The 18550-nt window shown below is 50.6% G+C and carries 20 protein-coding genes; 6 read left to right on the top strand and 14 right to left on the bottom strand.

Going from position 1 to position 18550, the window contains the following annotated elements; translation table 11 throughout:
- Nucleotides 1-247 precede the first annotated feature (247 nt).
- The 5 genes from clpX to ACU6TU_RS07685 form a co-directional block, all read right to left on the bottom strand.
- The gene (clpX, locus tag ACU6TU_RS07705) at nucleotides 248-1528 is read right to left on the bottom strand and encodes an ATP-dependent Clp protease ATP-binding subunit ClpX (RefSeq protein ID WP_447143971.1); all 1281 of its coding nucleotides are present in this window, start codon (nucleotides 1526-1528) and stop codon (nucleotides 248-250) included.
- Between the two features lie 97 nt (nucleotides 1529-1625).
- Nucleotides 1626-2243 carry an ATP-dependent Clp endopeptidase proteolytic subunit ClpP gene (gene clpP, locus ACU6TU_RS07700; RefSeq protein WP_447143970.1) on the bottom strand — a complete coding sequence of 206 codons (618 nt, stop codon included), beginning with the start codon at nucleotides 2241-2243 and terminating at the stop codon, nucleotides 1626-1628.
- Nucleotides 2244-2335: 92 nt separating this feature from the next.
- A complete protein-coding gene (gene tig / locus ACU6TU_RS07695) occupies nucleotides 2336-3688 on the bottom strand; it encodes a trigger factor (protein WP_447143969.1) in 1353 nt (450 codons plus the stop codon).
- 325 nt (nucleotides 3689-4013) lie between these two features.
- Entirely contained in the window at nucleotides 4014-4388 is a 375-nt protein-coding gene (locus ACU6TU_RS07690) for a hypothetical protein (RefSeq protein ID WP_447143968.1), read from the bottom strand.
- Nucleotides 4388-4855: a flavodoxin gene (locus ACU6TU_RS07685; RefSeq protein ID WP_447143967.1), complete on the bottom strand. Its 468-nt coding sequence runs from the start codon at nucleotides 4853-4855 to the stop codon at nucleotides 4388-4390. The genes ACU6TU_RS07690 and ACU6TU_RS07685 overlap by 1 nt, the downstream gene beginning before the upstream one ends.
- A gap of 194 nt (nucleotides 4856-5049) precedes the next feature.
- Here ACU6TU_RS07685 and ACU6TU_RS07680 point away from each other — a divergent pair, with 194 nt between their 5' ends.
- Together ACU6TU_RS07680 and ACU6TU_RS07675 are read left to right on the top strand one after the other, a co-directional pair.
- Nucleotides 5050-5259, top strand: a complete 210-nt coding sequence (locus tag ACU6TU_RS07680; protein ID WP_447143966.1) for a DUF2788 domain-containing protein — start codon at nucleotides 5050-5052, stop codon at nucleotides 5257-5259.
- A 240-nt stretch (nucleotides 5260-5499) separates the two neighbouring features.
- Nucleotides 5500-6522: an aldo/keto reductase gene (locus ACU6TU_RS07675; RefSeq protein WP_447143965.1), complete on the top strand. Its 1023-nt coding sequence runs from the start codon at nucleotides 5500-5502 to the stop codon at nucleotides 6520-6522.
- Between the two features lie 166 nt (nucleotides 6523-6688).
- Here ACU6TU_RS07675 and ACU6TU_RS07670 read toward each other — a convergent pair whose 3' ends face one another.
- The gene (locus ACU6TU_RS07670) at nucleotides 6689-7327 is read right to left on the bottom strand and encodes a hypothetical protein (protein ID WP_447143964.1); all 639 of its coding nucleotides are present in this window, start codon (nucleotides 7325-7327) and stop codon (nucleotides 6689-6691) included.
- A 31-nt stretch (nucleotides 7328-7358) separates the two neighbouring features.
- On the bottom strand, nucleotides 7359-8411 hold the full coding sequence (locus ACU6TU_RS07665; RefSeq protein WP_447143963.1) for a hypothetical protein: 1053 nt from the start codon (nucleotides 8409-8411) through the stop codon (nucleotides 7359-7361).
- A 275-nt stretch (nucleotides 8412-8686) separates the two neighbouring features.
- Here ACU6TU_RS07665 and ACU6TU_RS07660 point away from each other — a divergent pair, with 275 nt between their 5' ends.
- The 3 genes from ACU6TU_RS07660 to ACU6TU_RS07650 are packed head-to-tail and all read left to right on the top strand — an operon-like array spanning nucleotide 8687 to nucleotide 12073.
- Complete coding sequence (locus tag ACU6TU_RS07660; protein ID WP_447143962.1) at nucleotides 8687-9196, top strand: molybdopterin-dependent oxidoreductase; 510 nt, start codon at nucleotides 8687-8689, stop codon at nucleotides 9194-9196.
- Nucleotides 9196-10995, top strand: a complete 1800-nt coding sequence (locus ACU6TU_RS07655; protein ID WP_447143961.1) for a sensor histidine kinase — start codon at nucleotides 9196-9198, stop codon at nucleotides 10993-10995. Before ACU6TU_RS07660 ends, ACU6TU_RS07655 begins: the two co-directional genes overlap by 1 nt.
- Nucleotides 10982-12073, top strand: a complete 1092-nt coding sequence (locus ACU6TU_RS07650; protein ID WP_447143960.1) for a response regulator — start codon at nucleotides 10982-10984, stop codon at nucleotides 12071-12073. Before ACU6TU_RS07655 ends, ACU6TU_RS07650 begins: the two co-directional genes overlap by 14 nt.
- A 1-nt stretch (nucleotide 12074) precedes the next feature.
- Here ACU6TU_RS07650 and ACU6TU_RS07645 read toward each other — a convergent pair whose 3' ends face one another.
- The 7 genes from ACU6TU_RS07645 to ACU6TU_RS07615 form a co-directional block, all read right to left on the bottom strand.
- Nucleotides 12075-12905, bottom strand: coding sequence for an inositol monophosphatase family protein (locus ACU6TU_RS07645; protein WP_447143959.1), 831 nt, complete (start codon nucleotides 12903-12905; stop codon nucleotides 12075-12077).
- The gene (locus ACU6TU_RS07640; protein ID WP_447143958.1) at nucleotides 12892-13944 is read right to left on the bottom strand and encodes a pilus assembly PilX family protein; all 1053 of its coding nucleotides are present in this window, start codon (nucleotides 13942-13944) and stop codon (nucleotides 12892-12894) included. The genes ACU6TU_RS07645 and ACU6TU_RS07640 overlap by 14 nt, the downstream gene beginning before the upstream one ends.
- 209 nt (nucleotides 13945-14153) lie before the next feature.
- Nucleotides 14154-14717: a PilW family protein gene (locus tag ACU6TU_RS07635; protein ID WP_447143957.1), complete on the bottom strand. Its 564-nt coding sequence runs from the start codon at nucleotides 14715-14717 to the stop codon at nucleotides 14154-14156.
- 7 nt (nucleotides 14718-14724) lie between these two features.
- Nucleotides 14725-15126: a type IV pilus modification PilV family protein gene (locus tag ACU6TU_RS07630; RefSeq protein WP_447143956.1), complete on the bottom strand. Its 402-nt coding sequence runs from the start codon at nucleotides 15124-15126 to the stop codon at nucleotides 14725-14727.
- Nucleotides 15116-15595, bottom strand: coding sequence for a GspH/FimT family pseudopilin (locus ACU6TU_RS07625; RefSeq protein WP_447143955.1), 480 nt, complete (start codon nucleotides 15593-15595; stop codon nucleotides 15116-15118). The genes ACU6TU_RS07630 and ACU6TU_RS07625 overlap by 11 nt, the downstream gene beginning before the upstream one ends.
- Before the next feature lie 168 nt (nucleotides 15596-15763).
- Nucleotides 15764-16138: a pilin gene (locus ACU6TU_RS07620; RefSeq protein WP_447143954.1), complete on the bottom strand. Its 375-nt coding sequence runs from the start codon at nucleotides 16136-16138 to the stop codon at nucleotides 15764-15766.
- Nucleotides 16139-16207: 69 nt separating this feature from the next.
- On the bottom strand, nucleotides 16208-16603 hold the full coding sequence (locus ACU6TU_RS07615) for a pilin (RefSeq protein WP_447143953.1): 396 nt from the start codon (nucleotides 16601-16603) through the stop codon (nucleotides 16208-16210).
- A gap of 186 nt (nucleotides 16604-16789) precedes the next feature.
- On the opposite strand from ACU6TU_RS07615, the gene pilB reads away from it, so the two are divergent.
- The gene (pilB, locus tag ACU6TU_RS07610) at nucleotides 16790-18547 is read left to right on the top strand and encodes a type IV-A pilus assembly ATPase PilB (RefSeq protein ID WP_447143952.1); all 1758 of its coding nucleotides are present in this window, start codon (nucleotides 16790-16792) and stop codon (nucleotides 18545-18547) included.
- Nucleotides 18548-18550: the final 3 nt, after the last annotated feature.

Raw genomic sequence — 18550 nt, 5'->3', positions numbered from 1 at the left:
CGATCCTCGGAAATCGGTAAATATGTAAATGAAACCCTTGATGCCTCGTGCACTAACTTCTAACGCATTTAATGTCTAGTGCATTTAATGTCTAGCGCATTGAAAGGATGTCATAAACAGAGGTGAGCGGTGAGGCTGACTGAAAAACAAGGGGCCGCAAGAGCGACCCCTGTCATGGCGCGTGTCGTAAAGCAAGCGTTAGCAAAGGCATGAAACAACCATCGCCAAGCGGACAGTCGGCCTGATATTAGCCGTCGGTACCATCCACTCGAGTCTCTTCCTGCTGCGAATAAATCAGCAGTGGCTCGCTATCACCAGCAATTACAGAGGCATCGATCACCACCTGCGTTACTCCCTCAAGCGAGGGAATCTCGTACATGGTGTCAAGCAACACAGATTCCAGAATAGACCGCAGACCCCGTGCGCCTGTCTTGCGCTCCATTGCTTTAACCGCAACAGCACGCAAGGCATCTTCACGGAAATCCAACGTTACGCCTTCCATCTCGAAGAGTTTTGCGTATTGCTTGATCAGCGAGTTTTTAGGCTCGGTCAGAATCTCTACCAACGCATCTTCGGACAGCTCAGTCAGTGTAGCGATTACCGGCAAGCGACCCACAAACTCCGGAATCAGGCCAAACTTGACCAGATCATCGGGTTCAACATCAGCCAACAGCTCGCCAACACCGCGTGAGGAATCCTTGCTTTTCACACTGGCATTAAAACCGATACCGCCTTTTTCAGCGCGATCACGAATGACTTTATCCAGACCGGCAAAAGCGCCACCCACAATAAACAGGATATTGCCCGTATTGACCTGTACAAACTCCTGCTGGGGATGTTTGCGCCCGCCTTGAGGCGGCACCGATGCCGTTGTGCCTTCAATCAGTTTCAACAACGCCTGCTGCACACCCTCGCCCGACACGTCGCGGGTAATCGAGGGGTTATCCGACTTGCGTGAAATCTTATCGATCTCATCAATATAGACAATGCCACGCTCGGCTTTATCTACATCGTAATCGCATTTTTGCAGCAGCTTCTGGATGATGTTTTCAACATCTTCACCTACGTAACCCGCTTCAGTCAGCGTTGTTGCATCGGCAATGGTAAACGGTACATTGAGAAGCCGCGCCATTGTTTCAGCTAACAGGGTTTTACCACTACCCGTCGGGCCGATCAGCAGAATATTGGATTTACCCAATTCTACATTCCCTTCACGAACCTCGGATTTCAACCGTTTGTAGTGGTTGTAAACCGCTACCGATAGCACCATTTTGGCGCGATCCTGCCCAATGACATAGTCATCAAGGGTATGACGAATTTCGCGAGGCGTAGGAAGACGTTCTTCGTCGCTCTCGGCATCGGCTTCGAGAACTTCCTCGCGAATGATGTCATTACACAGATCGACACACTCATCGCAGATATAAACGGACGGACCGGCAATCAGTTTACGTACTTCATTCTGGTTCTTGCCACAGAACGAGCAATAAAGCAGCTTGTCGCTCTCGTCTTTGCCTTTGCCGTCGGCCATTCGCGTACCTCTGTCACTTTGGCGGCATATTGCCGCCGAGAAAGCTTGTTAAAAAGCGCTACTACCTAAATTCAAGCGCTACTGACTCATCACGCTATCAGGATGTAGGCCGCTTATCCAGCACCGCATCAATCAAACCATACTCTTTTGACTGTTCTGCGTTCATGAAGTTGTCGCGGTCGGTATCTCGCGCCACTGTATCGATGTCCTGTCCGGTATGATGAGCCAGAATCTGGTTCAGGCGATCACGAATACCCAGAATTTCACGAGTGTGAATTTCGATATCCGACGCCTGTCCCTGATAACCGCCCAGCGGTTGATGGATCATCATTCGGGAATTCGGCAGGCAGAAACGTTTTTCTGCAGCGCCGCCTGCCAGTAGCAGAGCGCCCATGCTGGCCGCCTGACCAATACACACGGTAGATATGTCGGGGCGAACAAACTGCATAGTATCGTAAATCGACATACCCGCCGTCACAGAGCCACCTGGTGAATTGATATACAGGTGGATGTCCTTGTCGGGATTTTCCGACTCAAGAAAGAGCAACTGTGCCACCACCAGATTTGCCATGTAATCTTCTACAGGGCCAACCAGAAAAATCACGCGCTCTTTCAGCAAACGAGAATAGATGTCGTAGGCACGTTCCCCTTTGGCGCTTTGTTCAACCACCATTGGCACCAGGCCGCCGGCGTTCTGAATATCAAATTCACTCATTCGGATGATCCTTGCGTCCGGTCAGGGAAGGATGCGCCTTGACGGCGCATCGGCAATTTAGCGTTCAGATAAACGTTCAAATAAACAGCTTATCAGGCGCTTTCGCTTTCGTCTTTCTCTTCACCTGCTTCATCGTCAGCTTGTTGCTGTGCCGCTGCCAGCACCTGCTGGTATGACATTTCAACGTCATTAACGTTCGATTGCTCAAGCAGCTTACTAACCGCTTTTTCTTCAAGAATGGCGGACTTCACCTGAGTCTTGAGCTGATCATTACTCATGTAATAGTCGACCACTTCCTGAGGGTCCTGATACTGCTCTGCAAGTTCAGCAACTTTCGCTTTGATTTCGTCATCGTTGGCATCAAGCTCATTGGCTTTAATGACTTCAGCAAGCAACAGGCCAACTTGAACGCGGCCTTTCGCCTGTTCAGCAAACAGCTCGTTGGGCAACTGACTCACGTCAAAATCTTCACCCAGGCCAAACTGCTGAGCTGCCTGGCGCTTCATGCCATCCGTCTCTTGCTGAACCAGAGCGCTGGGCACCGGAATCTCGTTAGCTTTCTGAAGCGCGTCCAACACCTGCTGCTTCACGCGGTTATCCACCGCCTGTGACGCTTCACGGGTCATGTTCTTCTTGATTTCAGCACGGAACTTGACTTCATCGCCATCTTCCACGCCAAAACGTTCGATAAACGCCGTATCAACGTCAGGCAACTCCTGAGCGCTGACAGAATGAACGGTTACCTTAAAGGTTGCATCTTTACCTGCCAGGTTCTCTGCCTGGTAATCTTCCGGGAAAGTAACGCCCAGGGTCTTTTCTTCACCTGCTTTAGCGCCCACCAGCTGTTCTTCAAAGCCTGGGATAAAACTGTTGGAGCCCAATACCAGCGTATGCCCTTCAGCACTGCCGCCTTCAAACGGCTCGTCACCGATGAAGCCCTGGAAATCAATTTTGACCTGCTCGCCATCAGCAGCAGCACGATCAACTTCCGTCCATTCAGCATTCTGTTTACGCAGTGTTTCAATCATTTCGTCCACGTCAGCGTCAGTCACTTCAACAACGGGACGCTCAACGGCTGTACCTTCAATAGAGGCCAGCTCGATCTGTGGATACACTTCCATGATGGCAACGAATTCCAGGTCTTTTCCGGTTTCGTTAACCGTCGCTTCAATCTGCGGGTAGCCGGCAGGATTGAGTTCCTGTTCAGTAATCGCGCGGACATAACGCTCACGCATCACTTCGCCCACGACTTCGTTGCGAACATCCTGGCCGTAACGCTGATGGACCACAGCCATGGGCACTCGGCCCTGGCGGAAACCGTTCAGGCGAACGTTCTTAGCGGTTTCTTTCAAGCGAGTGCTGACGGCCTCATCGATGTCTGCGGCCGGCACCTGAATCGTAATCCGGCGTTCAATCTGGGAGGGCGTCTCGACGGAAACTTGCATGAATTGTCCTCTAGCGGCTGTGCGTTTTGTGAGTTTCAGTAATTAAGTTCAAGAGGGTGATTTTAAGAACCCTAGCGCATGGTGGCAAGCACCTTGCACGATAGATGAGGGCAAGGAGTCGAAATACAAGCCCTTTCTGTAGGTAACGCCAGGTTTTATCGCTTATTTCTGATTTTGGAGCAGGCTATCCATCAATTAGCTATCTTCAACGCATTCCAGCTAACAGCCTGAAATTTGATCCATACGTACCGTTTATCAAGACGTAACGTTTATCAATACGGACCATTGACACGTACCATCCAGCACGTACGGATCCATCAGGCATTCACTCCTCGCTTTCCGGCTTCGGCTGCCGCCATAAATTTAATACGTGCAGCAGAAGCCCTAGCGTAGCGCCATGGGAAATGAGTTCCTGCCAACTAAACCAGTCACTCATTATACTGTGCCAGAGCGTCATGATAGCTAACCCGATCAGCATGGCCACCAGCAACATCTTGATAAAGGCAGGCAAACGCTGACGCGCCTCTATGCTCAACAGGCGGTAATTGATGGCCATAACAGCAGCCACGGCCGCAATCGCGATGACTAATAGTGTCTGTCGCGTTTCCAGACCGTTCACGATAAACCGTGGCAACGTCGCCAACATTACCAGGCATAAGCCGATGCCAACGCTAACCCGCTCTGGCGTTGCTGAATCCATCAGGATACCACCTCCAGGTTTTCTGCAGCGATCCATTCCTCTACCCAGGGGACAGCCGCATCATCCGCCATAAACGTCTCCATCGCATCAATTTCCAGACGCTCTCCTAGCCGCTGAGCGCCGTGATCCTGCAGCAGTGCATCCAATGCCCGCCCAGCGCCGCAGTAGGTGTCTCCGTAAGAGCTATCGCCAAGAGCAATCAAGCCATAACGCAGTTTAGTTAGCGCAGGGCTCTGCTCCTGAATTTCACGGGCAAAATTGACGAAATTACCCGGAAAATCACCACTGCCCGTTGTGGAAACACAAAACAGAGTCAGACTGTCAGGCGTCTCGCTGAGATCATGAAGTACAGGCTGTTCGAAGACAGTGACGTCGTATCCGGCTTTTTCAAGCAGCGGCTTGACTTGCTCTGCCACATCAAGCGCACCGCCATACATGGTACCTACAAGAACATTAGCGTTTGGCATTATGGTTCCTTACGTCAATAGAATCGTCAGTATCAACAACACAAAAAAAGATGATATCGATAGCCAGGCGCTGTGTGAGTCAAAAGGCCACAAGCCCTGAGTCGACAAATACCTGATAAATTTGGTCAAATATTACCATATTGACATGAAATGGCGAATGTCTCGTCGGTCTTACTTTCGTCTGAGGAATAGCTATGATACAAACGTTTGAAGCTTGGATTACGCCTATCATGATCGGCAGCTTGATCATTTTTATGTGCTTTATTATCTGGGACCTCGCCAAGGAATCCAAGGCGGGAAAATTTGGCACGGCAATGCTGTTTATTGTGCTGGGCGCAGGTATGCTGGGCTATATCATTAAAGTGGTCATTACGTTTCTGATTGAAAACAATGGTGGCGCCTGACGGATATGGAACCGTTAGTAGAAGAGTTAACTTACGTTCTTAATCATTGGCAAGTATTGCCAGAAATATAAGTTAACTCTTGAATTGATAATTTAACAGGGATGTTTGTTTCTTCTATTAACAATTAATAATTTAAAAGTATTAACTGACATATTTTGATCACTGACCAGAATAGCCGCTGCGAATAACCAGCTGCTATGCTGCGCGTCGTGTGTCGGATACCCCTAAAAAGGAACTATGATGTCTCTGTTGACTTCACTATTGAAAACCGTCAATTCACCACGAATTGGTCTTGGTTGCATGAACCTGTCTCACGGCTACGGTAAGCCAGTCGATGAGGCCGAAGGTATTCATGCACTGGAAGTTGCCTTTGATATGGGTTATCGCCATTTTGATACCGCCACACTTTACGGCAATAACGCTAACGAGCGACTGCTGGGACAGGCGTTGGCCAATAAGCGTCACGCCCTTTTACTCGCCAGTAAATGCGGGATGGCGATGGACCCTTCGCAAGGCAAAAAAGTGATTGATGGCCGTCCTGCAACGTTGAGGCAACAGTGCGAAGAGAGCCTTACACGGCTACAGACGTACCATATTGACCTTTATTATTTGCACCGCTGGGATAAGAACGTACCGATTGAAGAGAGTGTTGGGGAACTGGGTCGGCTGGTTGACGAAGGAAAGATTCGTGCCATAGGACTATCAGAAGTGTCGGCTGATACATTACATCGCGCGCATGCCGAACGTCCCATTGCTGCTGTTCAATCGGAATATTCGCTGTGGACACGCAATCCCGAAATCGGCGTACTGAAGACCTGTCGTGCACTGGATATTGCTTTTGTTGCATTCAGCCCTCTTGGCCGAGGCTTCCTGAGCGGCGCCGTCAATAGCAATAAAGTGTTTGAAGACGGTGATATGCGCCGATATCTTCCGCGCTTCAATGGCACCAATCTTGAGCACAATCTTCAACAGCTCGCACAGCTAAATGCCATTGCCCGCCAGTGGGAAATTCCCACTAGCCAGCTAGCGCTTGCCTGGTTACAGGCCCAGGGCGACGATATCATTCCGATTCCAGGTAGTCGTTCCATTCCGCACATGCGTGAGAATCTTGCCTCCAGCGCGATTCGCCTGCCCGATAGCGCTATCGCCAAAGTCGGCGCGCTATTTACGCCTGAAAACGTCGCAGGCGACCGCTATACAGAAGATCAACTGTTAGAAGTTGATACAGAACAGTTCGATCTGTTGGCATGCATGGAGCCTTAAAAGTTTTCACGCTGCAGCTCAGCATCAAAACTGACATCCATCTCCATGGTCGTGCTGTGATCATAACCTTCTGACAGAGAGACGAGATAAGGCAGTTCGGCCGTTACCCGGCCGACCGCCCTCCTCTCCTCGGCCACCTTTCCTCGCTTGCGCTAAACCGGCGCGCTTAGCGAGCGCTCTGCTCACGAACCGCTGCCAGATCCCAATCGCGCATCAGATCGACGGCGGCATCCTGTGATTCAATATTTTCACCTCTCACTTGCATCATGATGCGACCATCAAGCAATAGCGTGACTTCTGCGCGGGAACGCTCAGGTTCCCACTTCACTACAGCCGCCTCACGGCCCAGACGAATACGTTCCATATCAGGCTGGGCAGCAATCATCGCCGGATTATTGAACAGCGCCCCCATGCTCTGTATCAATGGGCTATCCAGCATCATGCTCGCTGTCATTTGACCATTGCCGTTATCCTGGTCGTAGATGCGTTCAAGCGTCGTACCACCCCCACCAAACATAGCTGCAGCTCCACCACCTGCGCTTCCGGAGGTCGCTTCATTTGCTGTCCAGCCATCCGGGGCGTCAGGGAAGGTTTGGGCCACCAAATCCGACATCATCTTACGCATGTCTTCAATGGCAAATTCCAGTTCAGTAATCGCTGCACCGAACTCTTGCTCATGATAAAGCTCAAGCCCCAGTTCAATCTGTTCGACAACCTCATCAGCCAGTGCATGCTGTGACAAAGGTAACGCCAGCACCGTTGCCAGTACGCCGGTTTTAAGAACGGTTTTATAATCGTTTTTCATGATAAATCCTCTGTATTTGTATTTTTACGTTTTATGTCTGCGTTGATGTCGAAGCATTCGAAGCCTGCTCTCCCATTACTTTCTCTTTGAGTTGGCGGAATTTTTTGGACATGCCATCAAGTTTGGCCTCCCATTCAGGATCAGGCGTCTGACCTTCAATGACTTTGAAATACACCTGCATCATGCAGGTGATGGCCAACGGTTCGAACACAGCGACTTTCACGCTCCAGGCAAACAGAAGCGCCACCACCACACCTGTGGCCGACCAGCCACCGGGAATCAGATAAGCCACCAGCGCTGCAGGCGCCAGCATCACCAGAAAGACAACAAAAGAAAGCAGATAGATGATCAATGTCAGCCAGGCAGCATTGACCATCATGGGTTTCAGGTTCTGGCCGTAAAGCACCAGGGCATCCCGGGAGCTTTCCCAGGGGCGGCTTGAGCGAGTGCGAATACAGTAGGCCAGTATCACTTCATCGATAAAGCCGACAGCAATACGTAAAAACGCCTGCAGAAGACTCAGAAACTGCTGGGCACCCGGAATCGGCAACAGTCTGAAGACGGTTTTCATCATTCCCACCAGTGAGCGCAGAACCCCCTTGATCAACTGATCAATCATGAACAGGGTACTTGCCTGACCAAAGCGCTCCTTGACCACCTCACTGGCATACGTTATCTGGCCGCGATTATCAGGTAACGACTGACCTTCCACCAGTTCAACCAGAACCGCGACATGGCCTGCTTTCACCACATAGAGCAGGTATTCACGCAGCACATACATGACGGCGCCAACAATACCGAAGCCAATGGCACCGCCCCAGAAGGTGGAGGCCGCCCGAAAGCCTTCATCGCCAAAACCACCGATCCCCCAACCAACCCCGGCACCGACACCGGTCATCAGCACATATCCCAGGGCAACGCCGAAATACACTGCCAGTCGAAACATGATGAAAGGCAGCGTCCTGAACATTAGGCCAATGGCCTGGCCAAGCCGAAAATCCCACATTGACATCCCCCTTTTAACCGCTATTAACCGGTTGGCTTTATCATTGGCTAATGCAGACTGATCACGTACGTCGAGCACATCTGCACCGTACCGAAATGATTACTGGCTAAAGCGGCCTCTAAACAAAGACCAGGATTATTGTTATATAACGTTAAAACACACTCGGCAGAGGCGCCCCGTTTAAACGAACAGGCCGCTGTTAATTTTTCACTCTTCCAACGCCAACTCTCGACGGGTTGCAGGAATCAATACAGCAACATTTGAGCAGGGTGCCGTGTTAGCCGCGTGTTAACCGCTGAAACACTTTGTTAGGATGATGTTGCTTGCACTCACAAAATGCAGGAATAACCACCATGCCCAGAAAGTGCGTTCCACTGTTGATTGCTGCCCTATCTCTGCCAACCTCTCTGCTGGCAGAACAGACTCCTTTCGAGGCTCCCAGCGGAGATATCCTCCTGACCATTAATGGCCATATCAAACACACCAATGCGAGTGATACCGCCCAATTTGATGCCGATATGCTCGCAACTCTGGACAGGCATACACTGGAAACAGAGACCTCGGTGACCGATGGCGTCAATCACTTTGAAGGCTTCCTGGTGCGCGATCTGCTGAACTGGGTGGGAGCCGAAGGTGAACAGGTAACGGCGACGGCGCTGAATGATTATATCGTTGAGATTCCCATTGACGATTTCTATCGCTATGAGGTGCTGGCGGCTACCCACATGAATGGCGAGAAGCTTACAGCGCGTGACAAAGGACCATTATGGATCGTCTATCCCCGCAACGATCACAGCGAACTGCAGGACATTCGCTATGACTATCGCTGGGTATGGCAGTTGAATGGTCTAACGGTGGAATGATGCCACTGGCCAACAAAGCGCGTATCTACTGGTTACCCCTGGCGGCCATCGGGCTGTTTTTTGTACTCCTGTTTTTCTCTCTGCTACGCCTGTCCGAATTGGAAAAGGATATGCGCAGTAACGTGGATGAGAACATGTTATGGGTAATCACTCAGGCACAGCTGGCCACCCATCGGCTACAGGAAGCCGTTTACCTTGAGGCAACAGAACGCCCGGGTGCTCACCCCGAGCAGCGCCTCGATGTGCTGTTCAGCCGCCTGACACTGATGGGTGAAGGCCCGCAGCGCCGCTACATCCGAGCCCTTGGATTCGAATCATTGCTGGATGAAAGCCTGCAAAGGCTGGATGAGATTGATGCGCGCATGGATTCTTTTCTTCGCCGGAACCAGAATGAAACGGCTATCACCCAACAGGTTGACCCCTTACTGGTCGCCCTGAACAGAATGGCCAACGCCATCATGATGGCAGAATGGGAATCAAACGGTGACCGGCTCGATGACTACCGCGACAGCCTGATGCAGGTCATCTATTCCGCCATTGGCATTCTGGTCACCGGTCTGCTGCTGGCACTGTTACTTCTCTGGGCATTAACCAAGCGCCGCCAGGCACAGGAAGCCCTCACACGGCATCTTGATCATCTGGAAGATGTGGTCAGTGCACGCACCCAGGAACTGGAGGATGAGCGGCGGCGGCTGGCGGATTCCATCAATACCGCCCCTGATGGCTTTGCTGCTTTTGCTGCCAATGGGCAGTTGCAACTGGTCAACGCTCAACTGGATAAACTTCTACCCCAGTCGCAACAAATATTCGCCACGGACCAACCGCTGAAAAAGGCACTTACTCATCTATGTAACGCCTGCACACGCCATTCAGGTAACCTGGATAGCGTAAAACATAGCTCGCAATGTGATATTGAACTTGCCGATAATGAGTGGCGCCAAGTAACCCTTCGTCAGACAAAGGAAGGCGGGTATGTGATGCGGGTGGCTGATATCACCCCTTACAAAAAAGCGGCTATCGCCCTGGAAAACGCCCTGGAGCGGGAGCGAGGTGTGAGCGATTTTTACCGCAGCTTCGGGGCGATGGTGTCTCACCAGTTTCGCACCTCGCTGGCCGTGATTGATTCCGGCCTGCAACGTCTGATGCGGCATCATGCAAACTACACGGCAGACGTGCGCGAAGCACGCTATCAGCGATTACGTGAAACGGTCACCCATATGACAGCGCTGGTCGATGCCTCTCTACTGACCGCACGTCTGGATGCCGGCCAAGTCTCCAGTCATCGTAAAAATCACGACTTGATCCAGCTGGTCCACACCGCCGTTCACCTCCAGCAAAACCAGCAGGACGATTATCAGCCGCTCATCAATCTTACGATTTTTCCGGCGGGCTTACAGCGCCTGGAAGTCTGTTGCGATAAGGCGCTGACCGAACAGATTATTGATAACCTGCTGACCAATGCCTGCAAGTACGCTTCCCCCGACACCTCTATCGTGATTGAACTCTCTCGGGATGAACAATGGGCTTACTGTTGCGTCAGCAATCAGGGAGAGGTAATCAACGCTGACGAACAGTCGAAAATCTTTGAGCGTTTCTACCGGGCTGCCAACACTGGAACAAAACAGGGCCTGGGGCTTGGGCTCAACATTGCTCGCAGCCTGGCACGCATTCAGCAGGGGGAGCTGGCACTGTTAAGCTCCAGCGCTGACGCAACGGTTTTCCAGCTTCGCTTGCCTTGTGCACAGGAGAATCAATCACACACATATGACAACGGGGAGGAGCGTCATGCAAAACAATGAATCTCCCCTGATACTATGCGCTGAAGACCACGAAGAGCTGCGCCGAGACCTTTGTGACGAACTGCGAGAAGCGGGTTACCGCGTGATCGAGGCCAGCGATGGAGAACAAGCGCTTGCCCATCTCAGCGCGACGCCGGATATCATTCTGTGTGATATCACCATGCCCCGCCTCAACGGCTATAGCCTGCTTGAACGGGTGCGCCGCGATTTCCCGGAACTGGCAGATACGCCCTTTATTTTTCTGACGGCTTTATCCGAGCGACTTGATGTCATCGAAGGTAAGCGCCTGGGGGCGGATGATTATCTGGTCAAACCTATCGACTATGATTTACTGCTTGTCACCCTGGAAGCCCAGTTGCGCCAGGTAAAACGAATGCGCGCAAAAAGCACTCAGGAACTCGACCACTTACGCCAGGGCATTCATCACCTACGCAATGAAAATAACCAAAACGCCTTTGCAGCCGCTAAAACGGCACTGGACATGATGTCAGTGGGCGTCATTCTGCTTGATGGCCAAAGTCTACCGCTCCTCACCAACCGCGCTGCCCTGCGCCTGAACCTTGGGCAGGCCCCCTTCCGCCAGCGGCCAAGCCTGGAAAACCTGAGTGAAGCCTCCAGTCGGCAACTTCACCAGGCCGTTCGTGAAGGTCTCAATGCCAATCAGCAGCACAAAGAGCACACGCAATGCCTGCGGCTTTCGCGCCTGGGTGAGCATAAAGTGAAGCAGGGAATAACGAATCACAGTGACCTGATGATTTTTATCAGCTCACTGGCCAATGGAGGTGACGTCAATAGAATGCCAGCCGTCGCTGTCATGCTGATCGACCCCGCCCAACGGGTTCAGCTTCCCGAGCCCTTGCTGGGCGAACTGTTCGGTTTTACCCCCACCGAAGCGACGATCGCCATACGGCTCGCTGAGGGTCAACGCAAGGAAGACATTGCCGAGCAGCTTGGCGTTTCCACCACCACCATCGCCTTTCATCTGCGCAACCTGTTTCAGAAAACCGATACCCGGCGTCAGGCAGAGCTGATTGCTGTGATTCTGGCAGGCTCCATCAGCCTTACCATTGATGGATAAATCAACCCGACTGATCCGCCGCCAGCAGCATACTGGCAAGCGCTTCATGAACGGCCGGTGTCGTCACCAGCAAATTCTCACCACACAAGTCTTCCGGCACCCCCTCTGGCACAGGATAAAGATGTGAAACCTTGGCACCGGCTTCACGGGCAATCACCCAGCCGCCGACAAAATCCCACGGTGAGACACTTTCGTAGTAAGCATCCAACCGCCCGCAAGCCACATCGCATATGTCCAGCGCGGCCGAACCATTGCGGCGAATGTCCTGACATTGGCTCAATACCGGCCCCAGACGCTGTAAAAGCGCCACGCGTGATGCTTTCTGATAAGGAAACCCGGTACCGATCAGAGTGCATTCAAGCTCGGTTTCACCGCTCGGCTGAATCGTTTTGCCATTACAGGTCGCTCCCAGGCCTTCGGCAGCAGCAAAGGTTTCCCCCATAAACGGCGCATGCACTACCCCGACCTTGCTGACACCATCTTCAAGCCAACCGATAGACACCGCCACATGGCGCAGGCCCTGAGCAAAATTCACCGTGCCATCAATGGGGTCAATCACCCACAGCGCGGGGGCTTTCACCGCCTGCGCCTGCTTGGGGGAAAGCTCCTCTGATAAGCGCATTTCACCAGGGAATGCCTCTTCCAGGCGCTGACTGATCAACCGATCCACCGCCACATCGACATCTGTCACCAGCTCATCACCGCCCTTCAAGCGTTGATTGAAGGTCTGGTCCTCGCGGGCTTTAAGAATCATCCGCCCGGCTTCCTCGGCAATAGCGATGGCGGTGGTGAGGCGTTTTTTTAACGAATATTCTAATTTAGTTAAGTGCATCTACCCACCTATACTTTTTCCCACCTGAACCATCGCCTAAAGAGACTCCTGAATTAGAACCAACATAACTTCTACCAGAGAATGATATGGCACCACCAGAATAGACGCCACCAATTATGTTAGAACGTCCAGAAAAAGAAACACTCCCTGCAGCCCATACAATACCAGTCAAATTGTTATTACCAAAACCCTGAAAACTTATGGTACCACCTGAAACAAAAGAAGCCTCCACGTTGCCCTGTATATTTAAACCACTCATACCTGACTCAGCAATAATAACCAGACCATCTATTTCATCATCAAAATCACCTCCTGGAAAACTGGAGGCACAATATACATACTCAGTTTGAGGCACTCTCAAATCACCAACATTTGAGATATCGCAGGTATTCAAAACAGAAGGATCTTCAGCTATAGCTCTATCTCTTATACTTTTTATGTATCCCGTCCTTGAACTATCACTGGGATGCTCATCCCTTGGATCTGGCACTCCCAAAACACCAACATTTTGCTCAAAATCGCCTTCAACAGTTGAATTACCACTTTGACTAACGGGTCCGCCCGCCAAAATTGCATTATTAGACAACAAGTTATTTTCTGGCACTTGCTCGATAGATAAACGCAGCACATGATAGGCTTCAGGGTTGTCTTCACTGCCGACATAGCCTTCAACTAAAAATTTTCTATTATTAGCACTTGATTCTGCACAAGCGACAACACCACCTTCACGCCCCTCCCTCACTATAGGGTTTAACAAAACCATCCCCATTCTTAATTCGGAATAACTTTGAGTTATTTGCTCACAATCTTCCAAGTTATTCACATCGAAGTAAGCATCATCATCTTCCAATATAATAGAAACCAGTGACTCTGCATTAGCTTGGGCCTTTGAAACTGCGTTATAATTACTGGCCAATCTAGAATCAAGAATCGACGAATTCATTCCTGAAACACCGGCGATTAACCCACCTGCCAGCAAGGACATTACAATAACTAATGCGGCGCCTTTTTGTCTCTTCTTAGTTTGTATTTTTTCCATAAACAGACACCTCATATGCTGGCCCTTAAATTCAGTTAGCTAAAAAATAGAGCAATAATTAATATACCCGCATTATTTATTTTTTATGGCACACTACGTCTTGCTCTATTAAGCCTAAATTTACCACTGCCGTTATAGCATTATACATTCCTACCTCGTAAATATAAAAACTTCATTATTAAAATATATTTTATATTATTTAGAATATTTTAACTGTTCCCTCTATCTCCGCTATTCCCGTTATTCCCGTTATTCCCGTTATTCCCGTTATTCCCGTTATTCTCGTTATTCTCGTTATTCCCGTTATTCCCATTATTCCCGTTATTCCCGTTATTTCCTGTACCACCTTCAGAAATCTCAAAATTTCTGTTAATGACATTAAAAGAAAGCGTCTCACTGCCATCGTTGGCTGCAGGAAAAATAAGCTTTACCTCATAGTGTCCATCATTATTCTCTTTTATAACATAATCACAGCCGTCACCATCTTCGGGCAGGCCATCCATAACAACCGCATTTTCATTGTCTATATCTATTATCTCGCAGCCGTTATCCCCAAGCTGCATATCATAACGCTCTTCACCACGGCGATAACTGTTAACCAGTACATGTGCCGCAAATACCACTGCTTCCTGCTTGCGGCTGATATCCTCTACCTTGCTATAGGTATTAAGCGTTACAATAAATAGCTGCCCAGCCCCAACAATCACCAAACTACCGACTGCCAACGCCACCAGCAGTTCAACCAATGTAAAGCCTTTATTTTTTATCAGCATTTTGGCCTCACAGTTTAGGTAGTCGGACAACAAACGTGAGCGGATTATTAGATGCACTGATGGTTATGACAAACTCACAATCATTAGCATTTTCACTTCCGTCTATACTGCCGGTTTTATTTTTTAATGGAGAGTCTGAACCGCTAAACCAATTATCTACCCAATTCTCTTTAATATCTGAAAGTATTGAGTCTTTAATAGTCCCGCAGTCTCTTTTTTCATCTAACTTCACCCACAATCTCTCTTGAGCGTCCACTGCCGCCAGTGTTGCAACAGAATCCAGATAGCTTTGTTGAGCAGTGATAAGCGCTTTGGTCTGCATGCCTGCCATTCCAATCAGGCCAAAGGAAAGCACCACCAGTGAAATCAACGCTTCAAGTAAACTAAAACCTTTTTGTCTAGTCCTCACGGCGTACCCCTCCCGCAGGCGTAATGATAATAACCTTGTCATCACCCTCACTCTCGAACCGGGAGTGACTCAACGTTAGGCGGCAAGGCGAGGCGCTACAGTTCTCAATCGCCCCCAATGAGCCAAAACTGACGCTATCAACCCCCTCCATCGAAACAGCCGACTGGCGGCCAGTGGCAACACGCAGGGTTTCACTTGAGCTGGCAACAGCCACTGCGATCTGCCAGGTATCGCTAGTTGAATCGATAGTTGCAGCGACCTCCTGACGTCGTTTGATCGCTTCACTACGAGCAAAACTAAGTGCCGATACCACCTCATTCACATCACTGGCCAGCTGCTGGCGAGCGAGAAAACCGGCAAAGGAAGGCGCCACCAGCGTTGCGAGAATCCCCGCCACAGCCAAAGCCACCAGTAATTCCAGCAGGGTAAAGCCTTTTTCGCGATGACATGAGGCGCTATTCAGAATCAAGGATCGCCTCCAAATGATAAATTTAATCAATTGTTACATTTAGGCATATCGGTAGGGATTTTGAAAGGTAAAACGCGGTAAATATGGCGGGAATAAAAGCGTTGATGGGAAGGTCTATTGAAAGGTCTTTGGGATGGTCTATGAAAAGGTCTAACCGTAAGCTGGTGTTCAGTCGTCGCCTGCCAGTTGGCAGCCATTGAGTTCGATATCAAAGGTATGTTCGCAGACCCAAATGCCATCGGTGTTCCGTGTCAAGGTTACTTCACCCATCGAGCGGGTAGATGTAATGGTAGCGGACCCATCATCGGCAGACACTTCCAAAACAATACCCTCGCTAGTCGATTGGGCGGGCGCGCCAATCCCCTGCACCTGGGCTTCCACGGGTGACTGTAAGGCCTTGGCATCAGCTAGGGCAGCGTTAGCGTTTGCTCGCAGTTGATAGCTCTGATAACGCGGCACGGCAATGGCTGAAATAATGCCGATCAGGGCAAGAACTACTAATAGTTCTATTAAAGTTAAACCCCGCTCATTTTCTCTATACATAAAGAACCCATAAAAAAGCCCTTGGCTTTTTCACCAAGGGCTTTAAACATTCAATAGATTAAAAAATCACTATTCAGCATCTGGATCGGTAATGCGGATTGCACCACTGCTTGTGATATAAACAGGCTGCTCTCTATTAACTGAAGTTATTTCGATGGTATCACCTGCTGTGCCTTCAAATCTATTGACTACATCATCATTTCCACCATCTGCCAAGTCACAAACTTCGAAAACAAAGTTGCCTAAATCATCATCATCAGAAACACTGGCTGCTAATACAGCTGAACGAAAAGAATTTAATTCAGCCTGACAACCAGTCGCATCAGCCCGATCAAGATAATTATTATACTGCGGCACGCCCACCGCCGCGAGGATACCGATGATCGCTACCACAATCAGCAGTTCGATCAGGGTGAAACCGCTTTGACGCAGGCGGCGGATGTTACGAATTTGAGGTTTTTGCATTGCACAGACTCCAGGGGGATGCGGAATATTTCTGTTAATTAGCGTAACATTAACGGACATCCACAGGGGTTTCAATTAATTCACGTCATGATATCGGCCAATGGCGGGAACACTTGAGCGTGGATGCGGTTTTATCTTCGAGTATGGTACAAAAGGGGCCATTGTGCATCGCTTTACGGAACCGTCATGAGCCAGCCATATCACGAATCAACCCTCAGCCACGCGGCGGCACGGGGTGGCCTGCGCGGCATTGCCCAGCGCCTGGTGAAACACGGCCTGCTGACCGATGATCAGGCGGCGAATGCCGAACGAACGGCGGCCAGCCAGGATATTTCTATCCTGCGCCATGTGATTGATAGCGGCCTGGTAAAGCCTAACGATGCCGCCACTGCGGCCGGTTGGGAGTATGGCCTGCCGGTGATTGACCTGGATTCGGTGCGTATCAGTTCGTTGCCCCCGGTCGCGGATTATCCGGTTCGTCTGTTGCGTCAGCTAACCGTTTTGCCCCTGGTGCGTTATGGCCATCGTCTCACCGTTGCCGTGCCCTACCCCGCCACCTTGACCGAACTCGATGAGCTGCAGTTTGCTACCGGCTTCAGCGTTGAGGGGGTGCTGGCGCCGATTGATCAATTACGAGGTGCACTGGAAGATTACCTGGCTCAGAACGAAGCCAGCATGATGGCTGAACTGGATGGCATTGATGACGCCGTATCGTCGCTGAATTTTTCGCAGGACGAAGACGCCTCCGAGGTTCCCCTGGATGAAGTTGGCCAGGACAGCGATGACGCCCCCATCGTCAAATTCGTTAACAAGATTCTGCTCGATGCCATTCGCAGGGGGGCATCCGATATTCACTTCGAGCCTTATGAATCCCAGTATCGGGTGCGCTTTCGCGTAGACGGCATACTGATCGAGATTGCCCGGCCGCCGTTCACCATGCGAAATCGTATCGCTGCACGCTTGAAAATCATGGCCCGGATGGATATTTCTGAACGTCGACTCCCTCAGGATGGCGCGCTTAAGCTGCTACTTTCACGCTCTCGTTCACTGGACTTCAGGGTTAACACCTTACCTACCGTGTATGGCGAAAAAATCGTTATGCGCTTGCTGGACCCTGCCGCTGCACAAATGGGTATCGAGCATCTTGGGTTTACTGACACCCAGCGTATCCATTACGAGAAAGCGCTGGAGCAACCCCAGGGGATGATTCTGGTCACAGGGCCAACCGGTAGCGGGAAAACCGTGACGCTTTATACCGGCATTAACATTCTGAACCAGACCGAGCGCAATATCTGCACCGCAGAGGACCCGGTGGAAATCAAGGTGCCGGGCATCAATCAGGTGAATGTGATGCCCAAAATCGGCCTGGACTTTGCCAATGCGCTCCGTGCGTTTTTACGCCAGGACCCGGATATCGTCATGGTGGGTGAGGTGCGCGACCTGGAAACGGCTGACATTGCCATTAAGGCGTCGCAGACCGGCCACCTGGTGCTGTCTACCGTACACACCAATTCAGCAGCGGAAACACTGACCCGTCTGGCGAATATGGGCGTTACATCGTTCAATATCGCCAGTGCCATCAGTTTGATTATTGCCCAACGCCTGGCACGTAAATTATGTGAACAGTGTAAAACTCCCATTAGTATTCCCGAGCAGGCGCTGCGCCATGAAGGCTTCACCGATGATCAGATTGCCAACGCCACCCTGTTTACCGCCAACGGCTGCAAGCAATGCACGCATGGGTTCAAGGGGCGTACTGGCATCTATGAAGTCGTACCTATCGGTGATGAACTGAGCGAACTTATCATGCGCGATGCCAATGCGATCGAAATTGACCGTTTAATGCGCAAGGAAGGCCACAATAACCTGCGAACCAGCGGTCTGATGAAGGTCATGAATGGTACGACCAGCCTCGAAGAAATTAACCGTATCACCCGCGAATAACGC

It is taken from the genome of Halomonas sp. LS-001 (assembly GCF_052983955.1).
This window is presented reverse-complemented; position numbering and strand designations above follow the sequence as displayed.

Coding starts and splice junctions, on each gene's coding strand:
- ACU6TU_RS07620 (WP_447143954.1), bottom strand. CDS start 16,138: ATGTATAGAGAAAATGAGCGGGGTTTAACTTTAATAGAACTATTAGTA.
- ACU6TU_RS07640 (WP_447143958.1), bottom strand. CDS start 13,944: ATGGAAAAAATACAAACTAAGAAGAGACAAAAAGGCGCCGCATTAGTT.
- clpX (WP_447143971.1), bottom strand. CDS start 1,528: ATGGCCGACGGCAAAGGCAAAGACGAGAGCGACAAGCTGCTTTATTGC.
- pilB (WP_447143952.1), top strand. CDS start 16,790: ATGAGCCAGCCATATCACGAATCAACCCTCAGCCACGCGGCGGCACGG.
- ACU6TU_RS07670 (WP_447143964.1), bottom strand. CDS start 7,327: ATGAAAAACGATTATAAAACCGTTCTTAAAACCGGCGTACTGGCAACG.
- ACU6TU_RS07645 (WP_447143959.1), bottom strand. CDS start 12,905: ATGCACTTAACTAAATTAGAATATTCGTTAAAAAAACGCCTCACCACC.
- ACU6TU_RS07615 (WP_447143953.1), bottom strand. CDS start 16,603: ATGCAAAAACCTCAAATTCGTAACATCCGCCGCCTGCGTCAAAGCGGT.
- clpP (WP_447143970.1), bottom strand. CDS start 2,243: ATGAGTGAATTTGATATTCAGAACGCCGGCGGCCTGGTGCCAATGGTG.
- ACU6TU_RS07685 (WP_447143967.1), bottom strand. CDS start 4,855: ATGCCAAACGCTAATGTTCTTGTAGGTACCATGTATGGCGGTGCGCTT.
- ACU6TU_RS07650 (WP_447143960.1), top strand. CDS start 10,982: ATGCAAAACAATGAATCTCCCCTGATACTATGCGCTGAAGACCACGAA.
- ACU6TU_RS07680 (WP_447143966.1), top strand. CDS start 5,050: ATGATACAAACGTTTGAAGCTTGGATTACGCCTATCATGATCGGCAGC.
- ACU6TU_RS07655 (WP_447143961.1), top strand. CDS start 9,196: ATGCCACTGGCCAACAAAGCGCGTATCTACTGGTTACCCCTGGCGGCC.
- ACU6TU_RS07690 (WP_447143968.1), bottom strand. CDS start 4,388: ATGGATTCAGCAACGCCAGAGCGGGTTAGCGTTGGCATCGGCTTATGC.
- tig (WP_447143969.1), bottom strand. CDS start 3,688: ATGCAAGTTTCCGTCGAGACGCCCTCCCAGATTGAACGCCGGATTACG.
- ACU6TU_RS07660 (WP_447143962.1), top strand. CDS start 8,687: ATGCCCAGAAAGTGCGTTCCACTGTTGATTGCTGCCCTATCTCTGCCA.
- ACU6TU_RS07675 (WP_447143965.1), top strand. CDS start 5,500: ATGTCTCTGTTGACTTCACTATTGAAAACCGTCAATTCACCACGAATT.
- ACU6TU_RS07635 (WP_447143957.1), bottom strand. CDS start 14,717: ATGCTGATAAAAAATAAAGGCTTTACATTGGTTGAACTGCTGGTGGCG.